Source organism: Streptomyces sp. NPDC033221 (assembly GCF_055577005.1).
This window is the reverse complement of the sequence record NZ_JBVIQN010000029.1, coordinates 108801-127106: the sequence shown is the minus strand read 5'-3', so window position 1 is coordinate 127106 and position 18306 is coordinate 108801. Positions and strand designations below refer to the sequence as shown.

The 18306-nt window shown below is 71.2% G+C and carries 18 protein-coding genes and 1 pseudogene; 7 read left to right on the top strand and 12 right to left on the bottom strand.

All coding sequences use genetic code 11. The features are described 5' to 3' along the window. Positions 1-213 precede the first annotated feature (213 nt). Positions 214-711: a nuclear transport factor 2 family protein gene (locus ACZ53K_RS31025; RefSeq protein ID WP_468843030.1), complete on the top strand. Its 498-nt coding sequence runs from the start codon at positions 214-216 to the stop codon at positions 709-711. Between the two features lie 77 nt (positions 712-788). Then, complete coding sequence (gene lnt / locus ACZ53K_RS31020) at positions 789-2339, top strand: apolipoprotein N-acyltransferase (RefSeq protein WP_468843027.1); 1551 nt, start codon at positions 789-791, stop codon at positions 2337-2339. Between the two features lie 144 nt (positions 2340-2483). Here the strand turns inward: lnt and ACZ53K_RS31015 are convergent, their stop codons facing one another. Together ACZ53K_RS31015 and ACZ53K_RS31010 are read right to left on the bottom strand one after the other, a co-directional pair. Further along, the gene (locus ACZ53K_RS31015) at positions 2484-3389 is read right to left on the bottom strand and encodes a Gfo/Idh/MocA family protein (RefSeq protein ID WP_468843024.1); all 906 of its coding nucleotides are present in this window, start codon (positions 3387-3389) and stop codon (positions 2484-2486) included. Between the two features lie 95 nt (positions 3390-3484). Then, positions 3485-4762: an FAD-dependent oxidoreductase gene (locus ACZ53K_RS31010; protein WP_468843022.1), complete on the bottom strand. Its 1278-nt coding sequence runs from the start codon at positions 4760-4762 to the stop codon at positions 3485-3487. Between the two features lie 133 nt (positions 4763-4895). Here ACZ53K_RS31010 and ACZ53K_RS31005 point away from each other — a divergent pair, with 133 nt between their 5' ends. Beyond that, entirely contained in the window at positions 4896-5531 is a 636-nt protein-coding gene (locus tag ACZ53K_RS31005; protein WP_468843019.1) for a TetR/AcrR family transcriptional regulator, read from the top strand. 250 nt (positions 5532-5781) lie between these two features. Continuing rightward, positions 5782-6273 carry a hypothetical protein gene (locus tag ACZ53K_RS31000; RefSeq protein WP_468843017.1) on the top strand — a complete coding sequence of 164 codons (492 nt, stop codon included), beginning with the start codon at positions 5782-5784 and terminating at the stop codon, positions 6271-6273. Here the strand turns inward: ACZ53K_RS31000 and ACZ53K_RS30995 are convergent. From ACZ53K_RS30995 to ACZ53K_RS30950, 10 genes and pseudogenes are all read right to left on the bottom strand, one after another. Beyond that, positions 6261-6965 (bottom strand): hypothetical protein, encoded by a 705-nt coding sequence (locus ACZ53K_RS30995; RefSeq protein WP_468843015.1) that lies wholly within the window; start codon positions 6963-6965, stop codon positions 6261-6263. The two genes, ACZ53K_RS31000 and ACZ53K_RS30995, sit on opposite strands and share 13 nt — an antisense overlap. Before the next feature lie 110 nt (positions 6966-7075). Further along, positions 7076-7753, bottom strand: a complete 678-nt coding sequence (locus ACZ53K_RS30990) for a uracil-DNA glycosylase (protein ID WP_468843012.1) — start codon at positions 7751-7753, stop codon at positions 7076-7078. A 114-nt stretch (positions 7754-7867) separates the two neighbouring features. Continuing rightward, positions 7868-8833, bottom strand: a complete 966-nt coding sequence (locus tag ACZ53K_RS30985; protein WP_468843009.1) for an aldo/keto reductase — start codon at positions 8831-8833, stop codon at positions 7868-7870. Between the two features lie 274 nt (positions 8834-9107). Next, positions 9108-9878, bottom strand: coding sequence for an SDR family oxidoreductase (locus ACZ53K_RS30980; protein ID WP_468843006.1), 771 nt, complete (start codon positions 9876-9878; stop codon positions 9108-9110). Between the two features lie 17 nt (positions 9879-9895). Further along, positions 9896-10657 (bottom strand): 3-oxoacyl-ACP reductase FabG, encoded by a 762-nt coding sequence (fabG, locus tag ACZ53K_RS30975; RefSeq protein WP_468843003.1) that lies wholly within the window; start codon positions 10655-10657, stop codon positions 9896-9898. Positions 10658-10846: 189 nt separating this feature from the next. Beyond that, positions 10847-11242, bottom strand: coding sequence for a DUF3037 domain-containing protein (locus tag ACZ53K_RS30970; protein ID WP_468843001.1), 396 nt, complete (start codon positions 11240-11242; stop codon positions 10847-10849). Further along, positions 11239-12063: a HipA family kinase gene (locus ACZ53K_RS30965; protein WP_468842998.1), complete on the bottom strand. Its 825-nt coding sequence runs from the start codon at positions 12061-12063 to the stop codon at positions 11239-11241. The genes ACZ53K_RS30970 and ACZ53K_RS30965 overlap by 4 nt, the downstream gene beginning before the upstream one ends. A gap of 34 nt (positions 12064-12097) precedes the next feature. Beyond that, positions 12098-12877, bottom strand: coding sequence for a site-specific integrase (locus ACZ53K_RS30960; RefSeq protein WP_468842995.1), 780 nt, complete (start codon positions 12875-12877; stop codon positions 12098-12100). A 1423-nt stretch (positions 12878-14300) separates the two neighbouring features. Next, positions 14301-15117 (bottom strand): annotated as a pseudogene (locus tag ACZ53K_RS30955) (IS5 family transposase); the annotation flags it as partial. A gap of 69 nt (positions 15118-15186) precedes the next feature. Continuing rightward, positions 15187-15813, bottom strand: a complete 627-nt coding sequence (locus ACZ53K_RS30950) for a TetR/AcrR family transcriptional regulator (protein ID WP_468842992.1) — start codon at positions 15811-15813, stop codon at positions 15187-15189. A 50-nt stretch (positions 15814-15863) separates the two neighbouring features. Here ACZ53K_RS30950 and ACZ53K_RS30945 point away from each other — a divergent pair, with 50 nt between their 5' ends. The 3 genes from ACZ53K_RS30945 to ACZ53K_RS30935 all read left to right on the top strand — a co-directional run bounded on the left by ACZ53K_RS30945 (position 15864) and on the right by ACZ53K_RS30935 (position 18305). Beyond that, complete coding sequence (locus ACZ53K_RS30945; RefSeq protein WP_468842989.1) at positions 15864-16793, top strand: NADP-dependent oxidoreductase; 930 nt, start codon at positions 15864-15866, stop codon at positions 16791-16793. A gap of 152 nt (positions 16794-16945) precedes the next feature. Then, entirely contained in the window at positions 16946-17689 is a 744-nt protein-coding gene (locus ACZ53K_RS30940; RefSeq protein WP_468842987.1) for an IS1634 family transposase, read from the top strand. A gap of 37 nt (positions 17690-17726) precedes the next feature. After that, entirely contained in the window at positions 17727-18305 is a 579-nt protein-coding gene (locus ACZ53K_RS30935) for a TnsA-like heteromeric transposase endonuclease subunit (RefSeq protein WP_468842984.1), read from the top strand. Position 18306: the final 1 nt, after the last annotated feature.

Here is an 18306-nt window from a genome sequence, read left to right as displayed (position 1 = left end):
CACTCTCCCCTCCTCCCCCCCCTCCCCCCCCCCCCCACCCCCCCCCCCCCCTCCCCCTCCCCCTCCCCCCCCCCCCCCCCCCCCCCCCCCACGGCCGTATCACGCCCCTCCCGCGCCCCTCCCGCGCCCCGGGCTGCCGGCGGGACCGGATGGCCGTACCGCCACCCTGCCCCGGCCCTTGGCGAGGACCCGCATATGCCGAACACTGAGGCGATGACCCAGCGCGTGGAACACACCACTGTCATGGACCGCCTCGCCATCGACGACCTGGTCACCGGCTACGCGATCGCCGTGGACGACGGCGACTGGGCCGCCTACCGGGCCCTGTTCGTCCCCGAGGGACGCGTCGACTACCGCTCGGCGGGCGGTATCGCGGGCAGTGTCACCGATGTCGCGGACTGGCTCGCCGAGATGATGCGGCGCTTCCCGGTACGCCAGCACCTGATCGTCAACCGGCGCATCGGCATCGAGCTGCGCGACGGCGGCGCGCCCGGCGACACGGCCACCGTGCAGGCGGACTACCTCAACCCGATGCGCCTCGCGGACCCGCACGACGCGCCGTCCGGCAAGACCACCGGCGCGTCGGCCGCCCCGAACTACACCTGTGCGGGCCGCTACCTCTTCGCCGCCCGGCGCGCCGCCGACGGCTGGCGGCTGAACGAGGTCGTCGTGCACGAGAAGTGGCGCCAGCTGCTCCCGGCGGGCGCCTGACCGCCCGCGCCCCGCCTTCTGTCCATGATCGGCCGACGCGCGCACACTGGGTGCTGCGATCCGATGAAGGGAGCGGTATGCGGGAGTCGGCCGGCCGGTGGGAGAAGGGGCTCGCGTCACCCTGGGGGCGCGGTGCCGCCGCGGTCGCGGCCGGAGCGCTGCCCGCGCTGGCGTTCCCGGCGCCCGCCCTGTGGTGGCTGGCCTACGTGGCCCTCGTCCCATCGCTCCTGCTGACGCGCTCGGCCCGTACGAACCGCCGGGCGGCGCTGGACGGCTGGCTCGGCGGCGCCGGCTTCATGCTGGCGGTCCACCACTGGCTGCTGCCCAGCCTGCACGTCTTCATCCTGGTGCTGGCGGGGCTGCTCGGCCTGCTGTGGGCGCCCTGGGGCCTGCTCGTACGGGCGCTGCTGCACGGAAGTCCGGGCGCGGCGCGGTGTGCGGCGTCCCTCGTCCTCGTGCCGTCCGGCTGGCTGATGGTCGAACTGGTCAGGTCCTGGGAGTACTTGGGCGGGCCCTGGGGGCTGCTGGGCGCCAGCCAGTGGCAGGTGCCGCCCGCCCTGCGGCTCGCCTCGATCGGCGGGGTGTGGCTGCTGAGCCTGCTGATCGTGGCGGTGAACACCGCGCTCACCGTACTCGTCGCACTGCCGTGCGCCAGGGTCCCGGCGGTGGCGGGCCTGGTCGTCTGCGCGGTCGGCGGCTCCGCGGCCTGGCTGTGGGCACCGGTGCCGCGGGCCGCGGGCACCGTACGTGTCGGCGTCGTCCAGCCCGGCGAAGTCGCGGGCCCCGAAGCCCGGATAGCCCGCGGCGAGGCGCTGACCCGCTCCCTGGCGGGGCGCGGCGTCCGGCTGGTGGTCTGGGGCGAGAGCAGCGTCAACCGCGACCTGACCCGGGACCCGGCCATGGCGGCCCGGCTCGCCGCGCTCTCCCGGGACGTGGGCGCCGACCTCCTGGTGAACGTCGACGGGCGGCACGCCGGGCAGCCCGGCATCTACAAGAGTTCCGTACTGGTCGGCCCGCACGGCGCGACCGGCCACCGCTACGACAAGATGCGGCTGGTCCCCTTCGGCGAGTACATCCCGCTCCGCTCCGTACTGGGCTGGGCGACGCACGTCGGCAAGGCCGCCGACCAGAACCGGATGCGGGGCACCCGGCAGGTGCTGATGCCCGTCGGCTCGGCCGGCGGACTGCGCGTGGGGCCGCTGGTGTGCTTCGAATCGGCGTTCCCGGACATGAGCCGCGAACTGGCCCGCGACGGTGCGCGGCTGCTGATCGCGCAGTCCTCCACGTCGACCTTCCAGGACAGCTGGGCGCCCGCGCAGCACGCCTCACTGGCCGCGCTGCGCGCCGCCGAGACCTGGCGGCCGATGGCGCACGCCACGCTGACCGGGATCAGCGCGGTGTACGGGCCGCGGGGCGAGCCGGTGGGCGACCGGCTCGGCACCGAGCGCGGCGCGGCGGCCGTGTACGACATCCCGCTGGCCGAGGGCACCAGCCCGTACGTGCGCTTCGGCGACTGGGCCCTGTACGGCGCGATGCTGGCGCTCGGCGCGTACGCGGTGGTGACGGGGGCACGGGCGCTGCGTGCACGCCGGGGAGCGCGCGAACCGGGCCGGACCCGGGACCGCTGATCCTCCTCGGACGCGCGGCCCCAGAGACAGGGCCCCGGGCACGGGGCCTCGGGCGCATGGCCCCGGGCCCGTGGCCTCGGACCCAGCCCAGGACGCAAGCCCTCGGCCACCCGGCCCCGGGCGCGCGACCTCGGCCCCCCGGCCTCACGCCGCCTGTGCCAGCGCCTCCCGGACCACCCGCTCGCACAACTCGTGCGTACGCAGCGCGTCCTCGGCCGAGACGAGCCTGCCCGCCCGTACGTCGTCCAGGAACGCGAGCACGATCTGCTCGATGCCGCGCTGCCGGGCCACCGGCACCCAGTCACCGCGTCGCCGCACACTCGGCTGTCCCTTGTGGTCGATGACCTCGGCGAGGTTGACCACCTGGCGCTTGGTGTCCTGCCCCGACACGTCGAGGATCTCCTCGGCGGAACCGCTCAGCCGGTTCATGCTGCCGATGGCGCTGAAGCCGTCACCGGACAGGTGCAGCACCACGTGGTGCATCAGCCCGTCCCGGACCTTCGCCCGTACGTCCACGTGGTCGACGGTGCCGGGCGCCAGGAAACGCAGCGTGTCGACCACATGGATGAAGTCGTCCAGGACCAGCGAACGCGGGTCCTCCGGCAGCCCGACCCGGTTCTTCTGCATCAGGATCAGGTCTCGCGGGTGCTCCAGGCACTGCGCGTAGCCCGGCGCGAAACGGCGGTTGAAGCCGACCGCCAGGCTGACGCCGCGCTCCTCGGCGAGCCGCACGATGCGTTCGGTATCGGCCAGCTCGTAGGCGATCGGCTTGTCGACATAGGTCGGCACCCCGGCCTCGATGAGGCGGGTGACGATCTCCGGGTGCACGGTGGTGGGCGCATGCACGAACGCCGCGTCCAGACCGGCGGCGAGCAGCCCGTCCAGGTCGGTGTGGCACTGGGCGGCGGGCAGGCGATACGTTCCGGCGACCCGCTCCAGGGTGGCCGGGGTACGGGTCTGGAGGTGCAGCTCGACATCCGGCCGCGCGCCGAGCACCGGCAGATACGCCTTCTGTGCGATGTCGCCGAGTCCGATGCAGCCGACCTTCACGCGTACTCCCTGGGTTGCGCCGCCGCCCCGGGCCGTCTGCGCGGACCGGCGCGCCGGGTGTGCCGATGATGCCGCCCGCCCCGGATGCCGTACGGTCATCGCGCCGGGCGCGCCGGTGGTGTGCCGGGCGCCCCGGAAGCATACGTGCCGCCCGGCGGCCGCCAGTCGGCGATGCCGTCGAGAGCGCGCAGCGCGACATCCGGGGCGAACCGCGCGGCGCAGGCGACGGCGGCCCCACGCAGCAGCACGCCCGGCACGGACCGCCAGGTGGTCAGCCGGGCGACGCGCTCCGACCGGCGCACGACCTCCGTGGTCCGGGGCAGCCGGTCCCGCGTGTACGCGTCGAGGGCGGTCGGCAGCTCCCGGCCCGACGCGACGTGGTGGGCCAGCACGATCGCGTCCTCGACGGCCTGGCCGCCGCCCTGGCCGAGGTTGGGGGTCATCGGGTGCACCGCGTCGCCGAGCAGGGCGACCCGGCCGCGGTGACAGGCGGGCAGCGGGCGGCTCGCCGTACGGACGTCGTTGCGCAGGATGCCGGCCGGGTCGGCGGCTTCGAGGATCGCCGGCACGGGGTGGTGCCAGCCACCGAAACGGCGCAGCAACTCGGCCCGTTCGCCGTCGGTCGCACGGCCGCCGGGCGGCACGACCGCGGTGGCGTACGCGTACACCCGGCCCCCGTGCAGCGGCATGCTCCCCCACATTTCGCCGCGCCCCCACGTCTCGTGCCCGGCGAACGGGCGGCGGGGAGCCGGGACGACGAGGCGCCAGCTGGTGAACCCGGCGTAGCGCGGTTCCGGATGACCGGGGAAGAGGGCGCGGCGGGCGGCGGAGCGGATGCCGTCGGCGGCTATGACGAGGTCGGCGGTGAGGGGGGTGGGGAGGACGGCGGGAAGGACGGCGGTGGCGAGGGTGGGGCTCTGGGTGTCGGTGGTCGGGAGCAGGCGTACGCGGGCCGGGCGGTCGGGCCGCGCGGGGTCACCGGGATCGATCACCTCGGCGGGCGCTCCGGTCCGTACGGCCCCTTCGGGCAGCCGCGCGGCGAGCAGGCCGACCAGCTCCGCGCGGTGGGTGATCACGACGGGGCCGCCGAAGCGCCGTACGGAGGCGGCGTTGTCCGTACGGGCCAGCAGGCGGCCACGCGGGGTCCTCAGCAACCCCTCGGTCTGCCAGGCGGCCATGGCCCGTATCTCATCGCCCGCGTCGATCGTGTCCAGCGCGCGCTGGGCGTTGGGTGCCAGGGCGATACCGGCGCCGATGGGTTCGAGCGAGGGAGCCCGTTCCAGGACGGTGACCTCCCAGCCCCGCCGGTGCAGGGCTACGGCGGCGGTGAGACCGCCGATTCCGCCACCGATGACGACCGCTGTGCGCTGCATGGAACCTCCTGAGGAGCCGTACCAAGGAGCCGCGCCGAAGAGCCGTACCGAGAGCCGTACCGACCCGAACCAGCGACTACATCTGTAGTCCGACGTTACTACACCCGTAGTTGAAGCGATAGGCTCACCTGCCATGACGACCGGTGACACCGCACCCCGAACCGAACCCGCCGCGCCCCACGACCGAACCGCCGCCCCGCGCCACGAACGCATCACCGACGCCGCCCTGTCCCTGCTCGCCGAACGCGGGTCACGCGGACTCACCCACCGGGCCGTCGACGAGGCCGCCGGACTGCCGCAGGGGTCCACCTCGAACCTCGCGCGCACCCGCGCGGCCCTGCTGGAAGCGGTGGTACGGCGGCTGGCGGAGCGGGAGGTGGCCGTCCTCATGTCGCCGGAGATGCCGAGAGCGGCCAGCGACGGCATCGAAGCGCTCGCGGACGCCCTCTCACTCGCCCTGCACCGCTCACTGACCCGCCACCGGAATCTGATCGTGGCCCGCTACGAACTGGCCCTGGAGGCCACCCGGCGCCCCGAACTGCGCGCCTTCTACGACCGGACCGGACAGCAGTTCCGCGCACCACTGATGGCAATGCTGACGGCAGCCGGATCGGCAGCCCCGGAACGGCACGCGCTGAACGTGATCGCCTGGTGCGACGGCATCCTCTTCTCCTGCGTCGCCGGACAGTTCCACGCCACGCCGCCCACCCGGCAGGAACTCCGCACCGGCTGCCTGGAATTGCTCACCGGAATGCTCGGCCGCGGCTGACACCTCGCGGGCCCGCTCAGCGACGGCCGACGCGAAGTCGGCATCTCCGGCCGACGCCGCCACTCCGGACCACCGGCCAGGGCCATCGCTCAGGTTCCCTGATCACAGCCATCGCTCAGGGCCGCTGGTCAAGATCACCGGCCAGGGCCGGTGATCGCGACTCCCGGTCAAGGCCACCGGTCAAGGCCGCTCACATCGTTCACCCCTGCGGGGCCTTCACAAGGTCTCGCGTGATCGGCAGAGTTGGGCGGTGTTCCGTATTCCCGCAGCGGCGGTCCTCGCGGTGACGACGGCCCTCGTCACCACCGGCTGTATCACCGTCGTCCACCGCCCGGCCCCCGAAAGCCTCCTGCCGCGCCCCGCGCTGCCCGCCCCTTCCGTGGAACCCAACGGCCCGGAGGTCAGCCGGCCCCCGGCGCGCGAGCGGCCGGCGCCCCCGCCCGGAGCCGCCGCGCAGCGGTCGGCGCCCGCCCGTCCGCCCGCCGCAGAAGATCAGCGGGCGCGGCCGGAGCGGCCGGAACCCGCGGCAGCAGACAAGCGAAAGGGAAAGAACGCGGGCCGAGACGTACAGGGCAAGCCCAAGGCCCCCGGGCCCCGCCGGTACGGACCGCCCTGGGAGCACACCGAGAACCGCCGCCCGGCCGCCCCGGCCCCCGGCCTGTGCAAGCTGGCACGTGAATACGGTCGCTGGCAGGACGCCGACCGCGCCGACACCCTCTGCCGCCACGTCTACGGCGACTGACCCCCCGCACCGCTCCCACCCTCCGAGCCACCCGCATCACCCGTACGCCCCGAGCCGCCCCAGCCGCCTGACCTGCCCTCCCCACCGGCACCACATACCCCACCAGCACCGCCCCCATCGGCGACCCGGCCCCCCAGCCGTTCGATCGACTGCCGTACCCCCCTGCCGTACTCGTCGTCGGCCAGCCTCGCCGCCGTCTCCCTGGCCCGGTCGAGCTGGGCGCGGGCCTCGGCGGGCCGGTCGAGGGCGGCGTAATCGGCGGCCAGGCTCAGGTGGAGGGACGGCAGCAGCGCCGCCATCGCCAGGGCGGATCGGCGCGCCGGCGGCTGCCACTCCCGGTCCCGGCCCCAGTCCCGGTCCCGCTCCTGTTCCCTGCCGCGCTCCCGGTCCCGCCCCGACGCCTGCCCAGCCGAAGCCTCCCCGGCCGCCGTCTGCCCGGCCGCCGCCTCCCGTGCCGTTTCGAGGGCGGTGAGGTCCCAGTCCAGTTCATCGGCGGGGTCGTCCTGCGTACCCGCCAGGTAGTGCGCGAGCGTGCAGCGCTGGAACGGGTCACCGTCCGGCCCGACCTCGTTCCACAGCTGCGCGAGGCGGTTGCGGGCCTCTTCCCGGTCGCCGCCCCGGTGCAGCATGACCGCCTGCCCGATGCGGGTCAGGACGACGTCACCGTCCGCCTTCGCACGCTGATCGTCCACCGCCGCACACTCCCGCGCTCGTCCGCCGCCGCGTACGGCCTGCCTCCCCCGACGCTAACCGGCACCGGTCCGCGCCGCGCGGTGTGCGCGACGCGCCGCGGCTCCCCGGCTCAGCCCAGGTCGGGGATGCGCCAGTCGATCGGGGTGTGGCCCTGCGCGGCGATGGCCTCGTTTATCCGGGTGAAGGGCTGCGACCCGAAGAACTTCTTCGCGGAGAGCGGGGAGGGATGCGCGCCCTCCACGACCGCGTGCCGCTCCGTGTCGATCAGCGGCAGCTTCTTCTTCGCGTAGTTGCCCCAGAGCACGAACACCGCCGGGTCCGGCCGGGAGACGACCGCCTTTATCACCGCGTCGGTGAACTTCTCCCAGCCCTTGCCCTTGTGGGAGTTGGCCTCGCCCGCCCGCACCGTCAGCACCGCGTTCAGCAGCAGCACGCCCTGGCGGGCCCAGGGCATCAAGTACCCGTTGTCCGGTACCGGGTGGCCCAGCTCCTCCTTCATCTCCTTGTAGATGTTGCGCAGCGACGGCGGCGTCTTGACGCCGGGCCGCACGGAGAAGCACAGCCCGTGGCCCTGGCCCTCGCCGTGGTACGGGTCCTGCCCCAGGACCAGCACCTTGACCTGGTCGTACGGGGTGGCGTCGAGGGCCGCGAAGACCTCCTCGCGGGGCGGGTAGACCGGCCCCTTCGCCCGCTCCTGCTCGACGAACTCGGTGAGCTCCTTGAAGTAGGGCTTCTCCAACTCCTCGCCGAGGGCGCCGCGCCAGGACTCGGGCAGCATGTCGGTCATCACTGAACAACCTCCGGTGTGCGATCCGTTCTCGACAACGAACTTACCGGCGACCACTGACAACGCCCGCACGCCGCCCGGCTCCCGCCCGCCCACCGCCCGGCCCGCGCCCGCTCACGCCGTGTCGAGCCGCGCCCGCTGCACCACGTCCAGTTGCAGATCCAGCGCCGCCAACGCCTCGTCCAGCTGTGTCACCGAACTCACACCGAGAACGGGGACGACCGGCACCCGGCCACCCATCAGCCAGGCCAGCACCACCTGGTTCACGGTCGCCCCGGCCTCCGCCGCGACCTCGTGGACGACCCGCAGCCGCGGCACCGAACCGGGGTGGTCGTACCGTTCGAGCAGCGGCTTCTCCGGCCGCGCGTACCCGCCGTGCATCAGCGTCGAGTAGCCGAGCAGCGTCAGGTCGTCGTGCGCGGTGGCGTAGTCGAGCAGTTCCTCGTCGGTCTCTCGCTGGAGGCCGGATTCCGCGTCGTACCGCGGCCGCAGATAGGTGTGCCGCTGCTGTACGGCACGGAAGCCGGGCAGGCCCTGGCCGGCGGTGATGCGGCGGGCCTCGGCGAGCCGCCAGGTGGCGTGGTTGCTGAGCCCGAGGACGCCCACGGTGCCGTCCTGCACCAGGCCCGCGAACGCCCCGACGGTCTCCTCCAGCGGTACGTCCCGGTCCTCGGCGTGCGCGTAATACAGGTCCACCCGGTCGGTGCCGAGCCTCCGCCGACTGCCGTCGATCCCGTCCCGTACGGCCTTCTCCCCCAGCCCCTCCAGATTGGCGGGCCACTCGGGGCCACGGGACGGATCGGGCCGGGCACCGACCTTGGTGGCCAGCACCGTACGGTCTCGGGCGCCCCGGCTGCGCAGCCAGCGCCCGAGCAGCAGCTCACTCTCGTCGCCGGTCGCGCCCGGCACCCAGCAGGCGTAGTTGTTGGCGGTGTCCAGGAAGGTGCCGCCCGCCTCGGCGAAGCGGTCCAGGATGGCGAACGAGGCCGGTTCGGCGACGGTGGTGCCGAACGGCAGGGTCCCCAGGCACAGGGCGCTGATCGTGGGCCCCATACCACCGCCGAGTCTGCAGTAGCGCATGGTGTGCCTCCTTCTCGGAGTGCGTCGCGAGCCCTCGTACGCACGGGTCCGGGACAGGTGTGGTGCCGGTCCTGTCCGGACCGGCACCACAGACCCTGCCTCTTGGAGCGCACACCAACGCAAGCCCCGCATTTCTGGAGCGCGCACCGACGCAAGCCCGTTCAGCGCACCCGCACGCGGGGCGTGCACACCAGCACGCGCCGGCGCATCGGCAACCCGCCACCGCCCCGCCGCCCGTCGGCACGCCCTGACCGGCCCCCGCTCCTCCGCGTCCTCAGACGCCCGCGTTGAGGAACAGCCCGCCGTCGACCTGGAGGGTCTGCCCCGTGACCCAGCCCGCGGCGTCGGACAGCAGGAACGCCGCCGCGCCCCCGATGTCCTCCGGGACGCCGAGGCGCCCCATCGGATAGCCCGAGGCGGCCTCCTCCTCGCGGTTCTCGTACAGCGCGGCCGCGAACTTGGTCTTGACCACCGCGGGGGCGATGGAGTTGACCCGTACCACCGGCGCGAACTCGTGCGCGAGCTGGAACGTCAGGTTGATCATCGCGGCCTTGCTCATGCCGTACGCGCCGATGAAGGGCGAGGCCGAGACGCCGGCGATGGAGGCGATGTTGACGATGGCACCGCCGTTGTCCTTCTGCCACGCGTGCCAGGTGCGCTGCGCGAAGCCCAGCGCGGAGACGACATTGGTCTCGAACACCTTGCGGGCGACGTTCAGGTCGAGGTCCGCGATCGGGCCGAAGACCGGGTTCGTACCGGCGTTGTTGACGAGGTAATCGACGCGGCCGAACGCCTCCATGGCGCGTTCAACGGCGACACCCTGGTGGGCCTCGTCGTGGGCCTTGCCCGCGACGCCGATGACGCGGTCGGCGCCCAGCGCCTCCACGGCCTCCTTGAGGGCGTCCTCGTTGCGGCCGGTGATGCAGACCTTGTCGCCGCGGGCCACGAGCGCCTGCGCGATGCCGTACCCGATACCCCGGCTGGCGCCGGTGACCAGCGCCGCCTTGCCGGAGAGCGGGGGCAGCTGCTTGTCCTGTGCAGTCATGTTCGCCACCTCCGGCGTCAGTTGAGCGGGCCGCCGGCCACGTACATGACCTGGCCGGAGACGAAGCCGGCCGCCTCGCCCGTGAAGAAGGCGATGGCGTTGGCGATGTCCTCGGGCCGGCCGACGCGCTGTACGGGGATCTGGGTGGCGGCCGCGGCCTGGAAGTCCTCGAAGCCCATGCCGACACGCTCGGCGGTGGCGGCGGTCATGTCGGTGACGATGAAGCCGGGGGCGACGGCGTTGGCCGTGACACCGAACTTGCCCAGCTCGAAGGCGAGGGTCTTGGTGAAGCCCTGCAGGCCGGCCTTGGCGGCCGAGTAGTTGACCTGGCCGCGGTTGCCGAGCGCCGAGCTGGAGGAGAGGTTGACGATCCGGCCGAACTTGGCGTCGACCATGTGCTTCTGACAGGCGCGCGACATCAGGAACGCGCCCCGCAGATGCACGTTCATGACGGTGTCCCAGTCACTGTCGCTCATCTTGAACAGCAGGTTGTCGCGGAGCACGCCCGCGTTGTTGACGAGGACGGTGGGCGCGCCCAGCTCCGCGGCGACCCGCGCGACCGCCGCCTCCACCTGCTCCGCGTCCGAGACGTCACAGCCCACGGCCAGCGCCTTGCCGCCGGCCGCGGTGATCTTCTCGACGGTGTCCTTGCAGGCCGCCTCGTCCAGGTCGAGGACGGCGACGGCGCGGCCCTCGGCGGCCAGGCGCACGGCGGTGGCCGCGCCGATGCCGCGGGCCGCGCCCGTCACGATGGCGACGCGCTGCTCGGTGGTGGACATGCGGGGTTCTCCTCACCCTCGAAACCTCGACGAGCGGTCCGCCGCACCGCAACCGCAGGTGAGCAACCGCTTAGTAGCTTCAGCAGGGCTGACGCTAGAAGCCCGGCCACCCCCTGTCAACGCCTCCCCGGCACGCCTTCGCACTTCAGGACGGCCGCCGGGCCCGGTACGGACCGGCGGCCCTCCGGCTCACCTCACCAGCAGGTCGAGCAGCCGCTCCGCCTCCACGGTCGGGTCCACGGTCAGCCCGGTGTGCACCGGGCCGGGCTGTACGACGGTACTGCGCGGCGCGATCAGCCACCGGAAGCGCCGCCCCGCGTCGTCCCCCGCAGCCTGCCCGGCCCGCTCACCGCCCACGCAGATTCCCTCGACGGCACGCAGCGCCGCCTTGACCCCTTCGACGTCGGCCGTCGCGTCGAGCGCCCGCAGCCGCCCCTCGTCCAGGTACGTACGCGCCTCGACGAAGCTCCGGGCGCGGCAGTACACAACCACCCCCGCATTGATCATCTCGCCGCGTTCGACCCGCGGTACGACCTTGAGCAGGGCGTACTCGAACACGTCACGTCCGTTGTGCAGGCCGCTCACTTCACTGCCCTCCGCGGCAACTCGGTCGCCAGCCAGCCCGGCACCCGGGAGGGCCCGTCCTTCGTGGGCTCCCCGATGCCGATCCGCTCGCCGATCACCGGGGCGCGGCCCAGCAGCGCCCGCACATAGGCGCCGCGCAGCTCGTCCGGCGAGTCGAACCCCGGCTCGCCCACCAGCCACTCGTCCGGCACCGCGGCGGCGACCTCGGTCAGCAGCTCCTCGGTGACGCGCGGCGCGAACTCGGCCGCCGCCGCCTCGATGTCCGGCCCGAAGCTCGCCAGCACATGATCGGAGGCGTCGTACGGCTTCGCGGCCGACTTCTCGGCGGAGGGCCAGTTGTGCTGCCAGATCATCGTGGCACCGTGGTCGATCAGCCACAGCTCACCGTGCCAGACCAGCAGGTTCGGGTTGCGCCACGACCGGTCCACGTTGTTGATCAGCGCGTCGAACCAGACCACCCGGCCCGCCTCGCGCGCGGACACCTCGAAGGCCAGCGGATCGAACCCGAGGGACCCCGGCAGATAGTCCATTCCGAGGTTCAGGCCGCCACTGGCCTTCAGCAGCTCCTGCACCTCCTGATCGGGCTCGCTCAGCCCGATCACCGGGTCCAGCTGCATCCGCACCAGCTCCGGCACCCGCAGCCCGAGCCGACGCCCCAGCTCCCCACAGATGACCTCGGCGACCAGAGTCTTGCGCCCCTGCCCCGCCCCGGTGAACTTCATGACATACGTACCGAGATCGTCGGCCTCGACGATCCCCGGAAGCGACCCGCCCTCACGCAAGGGCGTGACGTAGCGGGTCGCGATGACTTCGGACAACATGCGGATCAGGCTACTTCCTGGGCTTTGTCGCAGGTCAGCGACGTGCGGTCGATTCGGTCCACAGATGCTGATGCAAGCATACCGATACGAGCGCATCGAATACCACCCCGACCACCCTCTCCACCCCGGAAGCCCCGCGGAGGGGCCTGGGGAGAATTTGGGGAGTTCCAATGTTCAACCACAACGTCCGCCGGATTGCCGAGCAACCCATCGATGACCCGACGCCCTCGCCCCCCAGCCACCTGGCCAGGGTCACCACCGACTCGCCGGCCTCAAGGACCACCGACGCGTACGTATGGCGCAACACATGGAAACCGTCCCGGTGCGCAGCCTTCCATTGCCACGGCTTCGCGCCCGCAGGCCGCGGAGGGATGATCCCAATGCGAGCCAGCGGAGGCTTCCAGATGTAGGTGTTGTACGTGTTCACCGCGACGGCATTGCCGAACCTGGTCGTGAGCAGCAACAGGACCTTCCTCATCGGCTTACCGGGCTCACCCCATGGCAGCTCCACCTCCACTGCTGGATACTTCTCGGAGTGCTCCCTCAACTCACAGGCGACGGAAGCAGGCATACCTGCGACACGCGTCTTACCGCCCTTCGGGAGAGTGAAGTAGAGGCGCCCACAGAATGTCTGAACTTGCCTCCTCGCATAGATGACACATTTTTCATAGTCGATGTCATCTGGGCTCAGCCCGAATACTTCACCCTGCCGCAGACCGCACCCCACACCGAGAACCACCGTTATCCGGTAGCGATCGCTTATGCTGTCCCGCATCTGGCGAGCCGTCTCCAAGGGCCATGCTTCGCGTCTCACTTCGTCAGCTTTGGGCCAACGAACCGATTTTGCCCGCATGGGGTTGCGGATCAATCGCTTGTCATCGATGGCCGTCTCGAAGATGTTGGACAGAGCCCCGAGGATGGCTCGCGCGTACTGCGGCGTCGAGCAGCGGTGACGTCCCTCAGCGGGACTTGGCCCAGGTGCGGAAGGACGTGAAGCAACACCTTTCGACTCTGGTTCTGCCTGGTCTTGATGGAGCCAGACATGCCAGGGAACCAGAAGCGCTGTACATAATCCTCAAGGAGGATCGACCCGTCACGGGGATCGACAAACTCTCCACGCTCTTGATCGGTGCTCGACCTCCGAATCCATGCCTTCGCGTCCTCCAGCGTTTCAAACGACCTGCCCCGCACACCCGGAATCCCCGAAACCCTATAGCGAGATCCCTTGCCGTAACGGCTGGTGCGCTCCCGCTTACCGGTGACAGGGTCCTTCTTTTTCTTGATCCAGCGGTCTTCTATGTACCCAGCCAAAAAGAACTTTCCTCGATTCGATCGGCGAAGAGGCCGCGTCAATGTGTCAGGTGTGGGGAGTACGGCGGCCGAGGACGGAGACGGCGGCAGACGAGGACGACAGTGAGTTTGCAGTCATGGGGGGCTTCCGGGTATTGGCAGGACAGCGGGCAGCGACGTCGGCGTGCGAGCTCGACGTTGTGCGTGTCCGCTTGGCTCCACCGCCAAGCGCAGCCGGTTGCGGACTGTTCGAGTGTCCGGACGATCCCCGGTTTCCCTAGCCGGGGATCGTCGGCTATGTTGCCGCATGCCGCCTAAGGCGACGCGCTCGCCGTCGCCAGCGGTGACAGCCAGTCGGCTCTTCCCGTGCCTGATGCTCGTCTGTTCCTTAACCCGCAGACCTGTCTAGCGGAGACGTTCAACCCCTCGTAGCGACAATGCATCCTGTCCGGCCTCGGCTACGATTCATTGCACCGAAGCGGCCGGTGGCGCGTACACACGAAGGGGCTGGCAGACAAACTCATCTACTACCCGTCCGCCGTTAGGCCGTTCCTTGCGGCTCTTGGTCGGGCGTTGGACTGATCGTCGGCGCAAGGCAAGCCACCTCGTGATGCGCCGATCGTCCCTCCAGGCGCACCAGTGACAGCCATCAGACGGTTCCAAGAGCCGTCAGAAGCGCCCTAGTACTCCAGTCGCGCTTCGCGATTCCCGCTGGTCAGGCAGTGTTTTCTCAGCCTGGGTAGCTGACGTGCCGTCGGGTAGAGCTTTCGGGAAACCCGCCGCGGCGCGTGGTGCGGCGCCCTCGCGCGGGCAGGCGCTGAACGTGGCGGTAGATGGTGCAATAGGCCGGTGGACGGCTGAGCTCGAGGAGCTGTTCCTGCGGGTCGGCGGGCGGTTCGGCCGCGTAGAGCCGCGGCGGGGCATGCGCGACTATGGAGTCCTTTCAGAAAGCTGGGAGTTCTGCGGGCGAGAGTCATGCAGTGGGCGAGTTGGAGGAAGGCGTCGTGCATGTCGTCGCGTGCTTCCCAGCGGATGCGTAGGCGACGTGGGCCGTGGAGGTGGGCGATAGCTGACTCGGCAACCCAGCCGGATGCGGCCCAGCCCCGAGCCGTGTGGCTGTCCGCGGCGTGCGACCTTCGGGGTGATGTGCCGCTCCCGCAGGCAACGGCGGTAGACGTCATGGTCGTAGCCACGGTCTGCGTAGAGGGCTCGGGGCTTTCGCCGGGGCCGTCCTCGCCGCCCTCGAACGGGCGGCACGGCGTCGACCAGAGGGAGGAACTGTGTGACGTCGTTGCGATGGCCACCGGTGAGGGACACACGCAGCCAAGTGCCGTGCGCGTCGGTCAGCACGTGATGTATCGAGCCCGGCCGTCCCCGGTCAACCGGACTCGGCCCGACTTTTGGGCGGCTTCGCCCCCGCTTGGCCTGCACATGCGAGGCATCGATCGTGGCGCGGGAGAAGTCCAGACGGCCCGCGGCCCGCAACCGGTCCAGCAGAACCCGCTGGAGTTCGTCCCACACCCCGGCCTCCTGCCATTCAGCCAAGCGCCGCCGGCAGGTAGGGCCCGAGCCGAACCCCAACTCCTGTGGCAGGAACTCCCACTGGATTCCGGTGTAGAGAACGAACAGAATGCCCTGCAGTGTCTTGCGGTCATCGATCCGCTTGCGGCCCGGATATCGGTACCGGCGAGGATGCCGGGGCAGTAACGGTTCGATGAGCGCCCACAGCTCGTCACCGACTTCCCATGGCTTCGGCTGGGACATCCTCACCCCCGAGGAACGAGATCACCGTCCCTTCCACCGTGCCACACCAAGATCTTTCTGCAAGGACTCCTAAGTCACAACTGCCAGCGGCAGCCGGACCGGCGGGGGCAGCGGCGGGATGGCCGGCTCGGCCCGCATGCCCTGGATCAGCAGCGCGGCGAAGCGCCGTGAGGCGGTCACCGCGGCGGCTGGCGAGGTGGTCCGGATGCCGCCGTTGGCCATGAGCACCATGATCAGGTCGTCCAGGACGAAGTCCGGGCGCAGCTTGCCACCTGCCTTGGCTCGGCGGGCGAGTTCAGCGACCTTGCCCAGTGCCTGCTCCCGGTCCGCAGCGAAGTCGATCGCGCGGGGGAAGGCCGAGACGAACGCCGCGGTGAAGCCCCGGTCCTGCGCCTGCATTTCACACACCGCCTCGATCACCAGGCAGAAGCCGCGCCATGGGTCAGGATCGGCCAGTCCCTCGTCGACGATGGCCGTGCAGGCCGTCATCTGCTCGCGGAACGCCTCGGTGACCAGCGCCTCCTTGGTCGGAAAGTGCCGGTAGAGGGTCGCGGGTCCGACCTCGGCACGCCGCGCGATCTCGCGCATCGCCACGTCCAGCCCCTGCTCGGCGAAAGTCGTGCGGGCCACGGCGAGGATACGTTCCCGGTTGTCCCGGGCATCGGAGCGCAGGGAGTGAGGCAAAGGGATCGTCACCGCTCTCACTTTAGTCAAACGGACGGGGTGTTCCGATAGCGTCCGACGCCATGAGAGCCCTGACATTCTCCGAGTACGGTTCCGCAAGTGTCTTGGAAGTCGCCGACGTACCGGAACCGCACGCGGGACCAGGCCACATCCGGGTGCGCGTGCGGGCATCGGGCCTCACTCCCGCCGACTGCCACCTCCGTTCAGGGCGGTTCCGCGACATGGTGCCGCTGTGCCTGCCCCACGTGCTCGGCATGGATGCCGCGGGTGTGGTCGACGAGGTCGGCACAGGGGTAACCGGTATCCGGCCAGGCGACGAGGTCTTCGGCATCGTCGAGGTCGCGGAGCTCGGCGGTGCGAACGCCGAGTACGCCGTCTTGGCAGCCTGGGCGCTGAAGCCGGACGCGCTGAGCTGGGAGCAGGCCGGCGGCGCGGCCGGGAACGTGGAGACCGCCACGCGGGCCCTCGACCGGCTGAAGGTCGACACCGGTACGACCTTGCTGATCGAGGGCGCGGCCGGCGGGGTCGGCACGGTCGCCGTCCAACTCGCAGCGGCCCGCGGCGCGACCGTCATCGGTACAGCCAGCGCGCACAACCACCAGTTCGTCGCGGGGCTGGGGGCGACGCCGGTCACCTACGGCCCCGGGCTGGGCGAGCGGGTCACCGCCCTGGCACCGGACGGAGTCGACGTCGTCCTGGACTGCGCCGGATCCGGCTCGCTGCCCGATCTGGCGGACCTCACCGGAAGCCCGGACCGGGTGGTGACCATCGCCGACATGAACGCCGCTAAGTATGGAGTCCACCACACACGCTCGGCGGGCCCAGGAGCGGACCCGCAGGCGGTCGAAGGACTTGCCGTGGCCGCCGCTCTCGCCGGCCAGGCCCGCTTCACCGTGCCGGTCGCGGCCGTCTTCCCCCTCGAAAACGCAGCCGCGGCGCACCAGTTGAGCGAGACCGGCCACGCCCGGGGAAAGATCGTGCTCACCCTCTAGTCCCGCACTTCGCGGGTCGTCGATTCGTATGATGTGACCGGCTTGGGGGTGTCCGGGGCCAGTGGTGTGGCGTTGGTCCGGGTGTGTCGATGACTTCCCGGTCTCCGCGGCCACGGTCTGTCCGTCAGCGCCTTGATGTGGTGGTGACGTCCGTGGTGGAGAAGCGTCTGGGCGCTCTGCCTGTCGCTGCCGAGTTTCTGCGCCGGCTGGATGTCGCCGGGATTGTCGACGAGGTGTGTCCGGGCGGCGCGAGCGCGCATCTGACCCACGGGCAGGTGATCGAGACGCTGATAGTCAACCGGCTGACCTCACCCGCACCGCTGGTGCGGGTCGGCGACTGGGCTCGCACCTGGGCGGTGGAGGAGGTCTTCGGCATCGAGCCGGCTCTGCTCAACGACGACCGTCTGGCCCGGGCCCTGGACGCGATCGCGCCCGGGCTGGAGCGGATCGCAGGGACGGTCGGTGCCCGGGCCGTCGCCGAGTTCGGCATCGATGTGTCCCGGCTGCACTGGGACATGACCAGCATGTCCGTCCACGGCGCCTACCCGGTCGAGGACCAGGACGAGCAGAACCCGGTCATCGGCTACGGGCGCCCCAAGGACCGGCGAGTGGCCCTGAAGCAGGTCCAGGCCGGACTCGCGGTCTCCGCCGACGGCTCCGTCCCCCTCCACGCCCGTGTCTTCGACGGCGGTGCGGCCGAGGTCAGTCAGGTCGTCGGCGCGATGAAAGACCTGCAGGGCATGGCCGACGAACAGAAGTTCCTGATGGTTGCCGACTCCAAGCTGGTGTCCCATGCGAATGTCACCGCACTGCTGGCGGCCGGGGTGGAGTTCACGTCCTGTGACTTCGGAGGCTTCGGATTGAAGCTATACGTTGCGGGGGATCTTGCGGACTGAAGGGCTACCTTGCGGACAGGGGCGGGGTTAGCTGGTCGTGGTCCATGCGTTAGAGGTTCTGCCGGGCGGTTCCGCCGGGCCGCTGGCGGCCGGGTTCGAGGTCGCGTACATCGCTCCGGAGAGGACGGAGTTGCGGCGCCCGCTGGCGAACGCGTGGGCGGTGTCGTTCGAGCACGCTGCCCCGGTACGCGCCTTCGCGTCGTACCGCCGGCAGCGCAACCTGCCGGGCCTGTGGTGGTCGGCGGCGAACGGGCGGCCTCTCTCGCACGCGCCGGACTACTTCGCCCGTCGCGACGACGGGACGGCCGTGATCGTCGACTGCCGCCCGGCTGAACGCCGCGGCCCGCGGGACGTGGTGAAGTTCGAGGCGACGGCGGCGGCCTGCACCGAGGTGGGGTGGGAGTTCCGGCTGCTGGGCGCCCCGGATGCGGTCGTGGTCCGCAACGTGCGGTGGCTGTCGGGCTACCGGCACCCCCGGCACCGGGTGGAGCCGGCCACCTCACGGCTGCGGGAGGTGTTCGCCGAGCCGCTGCCCCTGATGGACGGGGCCGCGGAGACGGGTGAGCCGCTTCGGTGCTGCCGGTGTTGTTCCACCTGCTGTGGTCGCACGAGCTGAC

What these genes read in the sequence shown, in the direction of transcription:
- ACZ53K_RS30980 (WP_468843006.1), bottom strand. Translation starts at nt 9,878, where the DNA reads ATGACTGCACAGGACAAGCAGCTGCCCCCGCTCTCCGGCAAGGCGGCG.
- ACZ53K_RS31010 (WP_468843022.1), bottom strand. Translation starts at nt 4,762, where the DNA reads ATGCAGCGCACAGCGGTCGTCATCGGTGGCGGAATCGGCGGTCTCACC.
- fabG (WP_468843003.1), bottom strand. Translation starts at nt 10,657, where the DNA reads ATGTCCACCACCGAGCAGCGCGTCGCCATCGTGACGGGCGCGGCCCGC.
- ACZ53K_RS30945 (WP_468842989.1), top strand. Translation starts at nt 15,864, where the DNA reads ATGAGAGCCCTGACATTCTCCGAGTACGGTTCCGCAAGTGTCTTGGAA.
- ACZ53K_RS30990 (WP_468843012.1), bottom strand. Translation starts at nt 7,753, where the DNA reads ATGACCGACATGCTGCCCGAGTCCTGGCGCGGCGCCCTCGGCGAGGAG.
- ACZ53K_RS31005 (WP_468843019.1), top strand. Translation starts at nt 4,896, where the DNA reads ATGACGACCGGTGACACCGCACCCCGAACCGAACCCGCCGCGCCCCAC.
- ACZ53K_RS30985 (WP_468843009.1), bottom strand. Translation starts at nt 8,833, where the DNA reads ATGCGCTACTGCAGACTCGGCGGTGGTATGGGGCCCACGATCAGCGCC.
- ACZ53K_RS30965 (WP_468842998.1), bottom strand. Translation starts at nt 12,063, where the DNA reads ATGTTGTCCGAAGTCATCGCGACCCGCTACGTCACGCCCTTGCGTGAG.
- ACZ53K_RS31025 (WP_468843030.1), top strand. Translation starts at nt 214, where the DNA reads ATGACCCAGCGCGTGGAACACACCACTGTCATGGACCGCCTCGCCATC.
- lnt (WP_468843027.1), top strand. Translation starts at nt 789, where the DNA reads ATGCGGGAGTCGGCCGGCCGGTGGGAGAAGGGGCTCGCGTCACCCTGG.